This is a genomic window from Ornithinibacter sp. (assembly GCF_035443565.1).
GTDB lineage: Bacteria > Actinomycetota > Actinomycetes > Actinomycetales > Dermatophilaceae > Fodinibacter.
Genome location: NZ_DAORSO010000041.1, coordinates 9,785 through 15,604, shown reverse-complemented (window position 1 = coordinate 15,604; position 5,820 = coordinate 9,785). Strand labels below are relative to the sequence as shown.

Genomic DNA, 5,820 nt, shown 5'->3' with positions numbered 1-5,820 from the left:
CGGCGGCGAAGAAGGCCGCACCGAAGAAGGCCAGCTGACCGTGGCCGGCGAGCACCCCCAGCCGACCTCGACACCGGAACCCTCGGAGCCACCCCACGAGGTGCACGCCATCGGGGCCCCGGCCCGCCGCGCCCTGGCGAGCGCGGGGTTGACGACGTGGGATGCCGTGGCCTCCACCGCGGACCGCGACCTCCTGGCGTTGCACGGCGTCGGGCCCAGGGCCCTGCGCATCCTTCGCGAGCTGAGGCCGCATGCCTGAAGGCCACACGCTGTTCGCCCTCGCCCGCGACCTCCACGAGGCCTTCGCGGGCACCACCCCCGAGGTGACGAGTCCCCAGGGCAAGTTCACCGAGGGTGCGGCCCTGCTGAGCGGCCACGAGCTGCTGCGGGCGACGTCGAGGGGCAAGCACCTGTTCGTCGAGTTCGCCGACGACCGCTGGCTGCACGTGCACTTGGGCCTCATCGGCTCCTTCACCGTCGACAGCCACGAGTGGACGGCGGAGGTGCCCGCGGTCGGTCAGGTGCGGCTGCGGCTGCGCACCGACCAGCACATCGCCGACCTTCGCGGGCCGACGCTGTGCGAGGTGGCCACGCCCGAGCAGGTCGACACGGTGCTCGACCGTCTGGGCCCCGATCCCCTGCGCCCCGACTCCGACCCGGACGCCGCCTGGGCCCGGATCAGCCGCTCGTCGCGGACCATCGGCGAGCTGCTCATGGACCAGGCGGTGCTCGCAGGTGTCGGAAACGTCTACCGCTCGGAGGTGCTCTTCCGGCACCGGCTCTCACCGTTCACCGAGGGGCGGATGCTGCGCCCCGCCTCGTGGCGGCTCATCTGGGACGACCTCGAGCGACTCATGCCGTTGGGGGTCACGACCGGCCGCATCGTCACCGTCGAGGACCAGGTGCTCGAGGTCGAGGCCGCGCTCGGTCGCGGTGAGGTTCCGCGCCTCACCGAACGCTCGTCGGCGGTCTACCGCCGCGCCGGGATGCCGTGTCCCGCGTGCGGGTCGAAGGTGCGCACCCGCGTGGTTGCCGGGCGCAACCTGTTCTGGTGTGGCCGCTGCCAACGGCGTCGCTGACGCGAGAGGGTGCTGATCGCGTGCGCCGAGAGCGAACACGCGGAACACCCGGGGGCGTGTACCGCGTTGGGCCTGACAGTTCTCCCCTCGCGGCGAAACCGCAGGCTGGTTAACGTCGAGCCACATCCAGACGGCGCGACTAGCATCGAGGGGACTCGACCGTCAGGAGAAGCACCATGTTCGAACGGTTCACCGACCGCGCCCGCCGCGTCGTCGTGCTCGCCCAGGAAGAGGCCCGTGGCCTCAACCACAACTACATCGGCACCGAGCACATCCTGCTCGGGCTGATCCACGAGGGCGAAGGCGTCGCGAGCAAGGCCCTGGAGAGCCTCGGCATCTCGCTCGAGGCCGTGCGCGAGCAGGTGCAGGAGATCATCGGCCAGGGCCAGCAGGCGCCCACCGGCCACATCCCGTTCACCCCGCGCGCCAAGAAGGTGCTCGAGCTGAGCCTGCGCGAGGCGCTGCAGCTGGGCCACAACTACATCGGCACCGAGCACATCCTGCTCGGCCTCATCCGTGAGGGCGAGGGCGTGGCGGCACAGGTGCTCGTCAAGCTCGGCGCTGACCTCTCCCGCGTGCGCCAGCAGGTCATCCAGCTCATCTCGGGCTACCAGGGCGGCAAGGAGGGAGCCTCCGGTGGCGGTGGCTCGACCCAGGGCGGCCCCGCCGAGGGCACCCCGGCCGGCTCGCTCGTGCTCGACCAGTTCGGTCGCAACCTCACCTCCGCGGCCCGCGAGGGCAAGCTCGACCCGGTCATCGGGCGCGAGAAGGAGATCGAGCGGGTCATGCAGGTGCTCTCGCGACGCACCAAGAACAACCCGGTCCTCATCGGTGAGCCCGGCGTCGGCAAGACGGCCGTCGTCGAGGGCCTCGCGCAGGACATCGTGCGCGGTGAGGTGCCCGAGACCCTGAAGGACAAGCAGCTCTACACCCTCGACCTCGGCGCCCTGGTCGCCGGCAGCCGCTACCGCGGTGACTTCGAGGAGCGCCTGAAGAAGGTGCTCAAGGAGATCCGCACCCGCGGCGACATCGTGCTGTTCATCGACGAGATCCACACCCTCGTCGGTGCCGGCGCGGCCGAGGGCGCCATCGACGCCGCGTCCATCCTCAAGCCGATGCTCGCCCGCGGTGAGCTGCAGGTCATCGGGGCCACGACGCTCGACGAGTACCGCAAGCACATCGAGAAGGACGCGGCGCTGGAGCGACGTTTCCAGCCGATCCAGGTCGCCGAGCCGACGCTGCCCCACACGATCGAGATCCTCAAGGGTCTGCGCGACCGCTACGAGGCCCACCACCGGGTCTCCATCACCGATGCCGCGCTCGTGGCCGCCGCCAACATGGCCGACCGGTACATCAACGACCGCTTCCTCCCCGACAAGGCCATCGACCTCATCGACGAGGCCGGGGCCCGGTTGCGCATCCGCCGGATGACCGCACCGCCGGACCTGCGCGAGTTCGACGAGCGCATCGCCACGGTCGTGCGCGAGAAGGAGTCGGCGATCGACGGGCAGGACTTCGAGAAGGCCGCGCGCCTGCGCGACGACGAGAAGAACCTGCGCGCCGACAAGGCCAAGCGTGAGGCCGAGTGGAAGTCCGGCGACATGGACGTCATCGCCGAGGTCGACGAAGAGCTCATCGCCGAGGTCCTGGCTGCGTCGACCGGCATCCCGGTCTTCAAGCTGACCGAGGAGGAGTCCAGCCGCCTGCTCCACATGGAGGACGAGCTGCACAAGCGGGTCGTCGGCATGGACGACGCCATCAAGGCGCTCTCCCAGGCCATCCGCCGCACCCGTGCCGGCCTGAAGGACCCCCGTCGCCCCGGTGGCTCGTTCATCTTCGCCGGCCCGACGGGCGTCGGGAAGACCGAGCTCGCGAAGACCCTGGCCGAGTTCCTCTTCGGCGACGAGGACAGCCTCATCCAGCTCGACATGTCCGAGTACAGCGAGAAGCACACCGTCTCGCGCCTGTTCGGTTCACCTCCCGGCTACGTCGGCTACGAGGAGGGTGGCCAGCTCACCGAGAAGGTGCGCCGCAAGCCGTTCAGCGTCGTGCTGTTCGACGAGGTCGAGAAGGCGCACCCGGAGATCTTCAACAGCCTGCTGCAGGTGCTCGAGGACGGCCGCCTCACCGACTCGCAGGGTCGGATGGTCGACTTCAAGAACACCGTCATCATCATGACGACCAACCTCGGCACCCGGGACATCTCCAAGGGTTCGCTCGGTTTCTCGGCCGGTCCGGACACCCGGTCGGACTACGACCGGATGAAGGCCAAGGTCATCGACGAGCTCAAGCAGCACTTCCGGCCCGAGTTCCTCAACCGCGTCGACGACACCATCGTCTTCCCGCAGCTGAGCCAGGCCGAGATCGTCCAGATCGTCGACCTCGAGATCGCCAAGCTCGACAAGCGGCTCAAGGACAAGGACATGGGCCTGGTCCTCACCCCGGACGCCAAGAACCTCCTGGCGACCAAGGGGTACGACCCCGTGCTCGGTGCGCGGCCTCTGCGTCGCACCATCCAGCGCGAGATCGAGGACGTGCTGTCCGAGAAGATCCTCTTCGGCGAGCTCAAGGCCGGCGAGATCGTCGCGGTCGACGCCACCGGCGAGGGCAAGGATGCCGTGTTCACGTTCGAGGGTGCCCCGAAGAACCCGGACATCCAGGACACAGTGGTGGCCATCGAGGGCTGACCCGGTCTTGGGGATGGCATGTCGAGTTCTGACCAAGACTTGAACATCCCGATACCCAACGCGTCCCGACCCTGATCCAGAATTGAGGTGTGCAAGGGCCTCCGGGGACTCCTTGCACAGGCGGCCCGCCTCCACCCCTGCGGTGGCGGGCCGCCGCCATGTCCGGACCCGGTCTGTGCACCCCTCTCGCGGTGGTGACGGTTACGCTCCCCTCGTGCCGTCCGACGAGCTGTCACCCGAACCACCAGCCGCGCCCACGCCCTCTGCCGCGCCCGCAGCACGCGCCATCGTGCGCGCGGCCCGCACGAGCGACGTGCGGGCCATCCGGGCCTTGGTCGCCCCGCAGGCCGAGCGCCGGGTGCTGCTCAACAAGGAGGCCGTCGCCTACTACGAGTCGGTCTCCGACTTCGTCGTGGCCGAGATCGACGGCGCGGTGGTGGGGTGCGGGGCGCTGCACGTGTTGTGGGAGGACCTCGGTGAGGTGCGCACCCTCGTCGTCGACGAGTCCGCCCTCGGGTCCGGCGTCGGGTCGGCGGTGCTGCGCCGGCTCATGGAGCGAGCCCGCGAACTGGGGCTGAGCCGGCTGTTCTGTCTGACCTTCGAGACCGAGTTCTTCCGGCGGCACGGCTTCGAGGCCATCGAGGGCCAGGCCGTCGACCCCGAGGTCTACGCCGAGCTGCTGCGCAGCTACGACGAAGGTGTGGCCGAGTTCCTCGACCTCGAACGCGTCAAGCCCAACACCTTGGGCAACACCCGGATGCTGCGCAAGCTTTAGGAACCGCTAGAGCCGCAGCACGTAGGCCCTGGCGCAGGTGTCACCGCGCCGGGGTTCAGGTCAAGCGGTCGAGCATGCCCTGCATCTGCATGATCTGCTTGCCCTGGGTCACCGAGATCTCGTTGACGGTCTCCTCGACGAGTTCGGCCATGGAGTTGTCGCTGTGCTCGTCGACCATGGCGAGCGCCCCCTGGTGGTGGCGGATCATCAAGGTGAGGAACAGCCGGTCGGCCTCGCGGCCCGTCGCCGTGGCCAACTGCGCGATCTCCGCCTCGGTCGCCATGCCCGGCATCGAGTGCGCGCCGTGGTCGGTGAGGTTGGGGTTGGTCGCCTCCGGGGGCACCTGCGCACCGTGGGACTCGAGGAAGCCGGCCATGGCGTCGATCTCGGGGCGCTGCTCGTCGCCGATGCGCGAGGCGATGGCCGCCACCTCGGCATCCTCGAGGGAGCCCTTCACGGCATCGACCATGACGATCGCCTGCGCGTGGTGGACGATCATCTCGCTGAGGAAGCGCTCGTCGGTGGGCAGGATGCTCACCGTCGCCGTCGGTGCGGCAGCCGACCCGGTGATCGTCGCGTTCGGCTGCCCCGGGGTCCCGGGCTGCAGCACCGGAACAGTCGGAGCTGGTGCCGTCACGACGGCTGCCGGCTCGTCACCGCTGCACGCTGCCACGAACAGGACGAGGGATGCCGTGGCCGCTGCGGCGAGGAGTCGGGTGTGCGCTCGTGCGGTGCCAACGGGTCGGGGAGGGGTCGTCACGCGCGTCACTGTAACCCGAGAGGGCGCGCAGAAATAGAAAAAGATTCCTGTGCACCAAAACCCCCACGGAGCTCGATCTTCCGCCATCGTGTCCCGCACCACGCCCCCACACCGGGGAGGATCCGTCAACCACGGAGACGACCCGGCCCAGTAGATCGAGGTGGACATGACGCGAACACGACTTCTTGCGGTTGCAGCCGCGGGAGCCCTGATGATGGCGCTCGGCGGTGTGAGCGCCGCATCCGCGGGAGACGGCCTCAACGTCTCCGGCACCGACCTGGTCGTTGACCAGGTCGGGTACAGCAAGAACATGAAGCACATGAGCAACACCCCGCTCGCCGGTACCTTCGCCCTCCCCGGCGCCTTCGGCACCGACCTCGCCTTTCAGGGCGAACGGGCCTTCGTCGGCAACTACAACGGCTTCGCCATCTACGACATCTCGGAGGCCGGCGCCCCCGAGGTCGTCGCCCAGGTGAACTGCCCCGGCTCGCAGAACGACATCAGCGTCCGTGGCGACCT

The 5,820-nt window shown here is 69.1% G+C and carries 5 protein-coding genes and 1 pseudogene; 5 read left to right on the top strand and 1 reads right to left on the bottom strand.

Annotated features, from left to right (window positions below):
- The 4 genes from PLL68_RS06680 to PLL68_RS06665 all read left to right on the top strand — a co-directional run.
- The coding region (locus PLL68_RS06680) for a helix-hairpin-helix domain-containing protein (RefSeq protein ID WP_502910681.1) at positions 1–259 on the top strand (259 nt) is incomplete at its 5' end.
- Positions 252–1,079: an Fpg/Nei family DNA glycosylase gene (locus PLL68_RS06675; protein WP_324532830.1), complete on the top strand. Its 828-nt coding sequence runs from the start codon at positions 252–254 to the stop codon at positions 1,077–1,079. The genes PLL68_RS06680 and PLL68_RS06675, both read left to right, overlap by 8 nt.
- A 176-nt stretch (positions 1,080–1,255) precedes the next feature.
- Positions 1,256–3,766: an ATP-dependent Clp protease ATP-binding subunit gene (locus PLL68_RS06670; protein ID WP_324532828.1), complete on the top strand. Its 2,511-nt coding sequence runs from the start codon at positions 1,256–1,258 to the stop codon at positions 3,764–3,766.
- 229 nt (positions 3,767–3,995) lie between these two features.
- On the top strand, positions 3,996–4,541 hold the full coding sequence (locus PLL68_RS06665; RefSeq protein ID WP_502910683.1) for an amino-acid N-acetyltransferase: 546 nt from the start codon (positions 3,996–3,998) through the stop codon (positions 4,539–4,541).
- A gap of 55 nt (positions 4,542–4,596) precedes the next feature.
- On the opposite strand, the gene PLL68_RS06660 is transcribed toward PLL68_RS06665, so the two are convergent.
- On the bottom strand, positions 4,597–5,301 hold the full coding sequence (locus PLL68_RS06660; RefSeq protein ID WP_324532826.1) for a DUF305 domain-containing protein: 705 nt from the start codon (positions 5,299–5,301) through the stop codon (positions 4,597–4,599).
- Positions 5,302–5,467: 166 nt separating this feature from the next.
- On the opposite strand from PLL68_RS06660, the pseudogene PLL68_RS06655 reads away from it, so the two are divergent.
- Positions 5,468–5,820 (top strand): annotated as a pseudogene (locus PLL68_RS06655) (hypothetical protein); the annotation flags it as partial.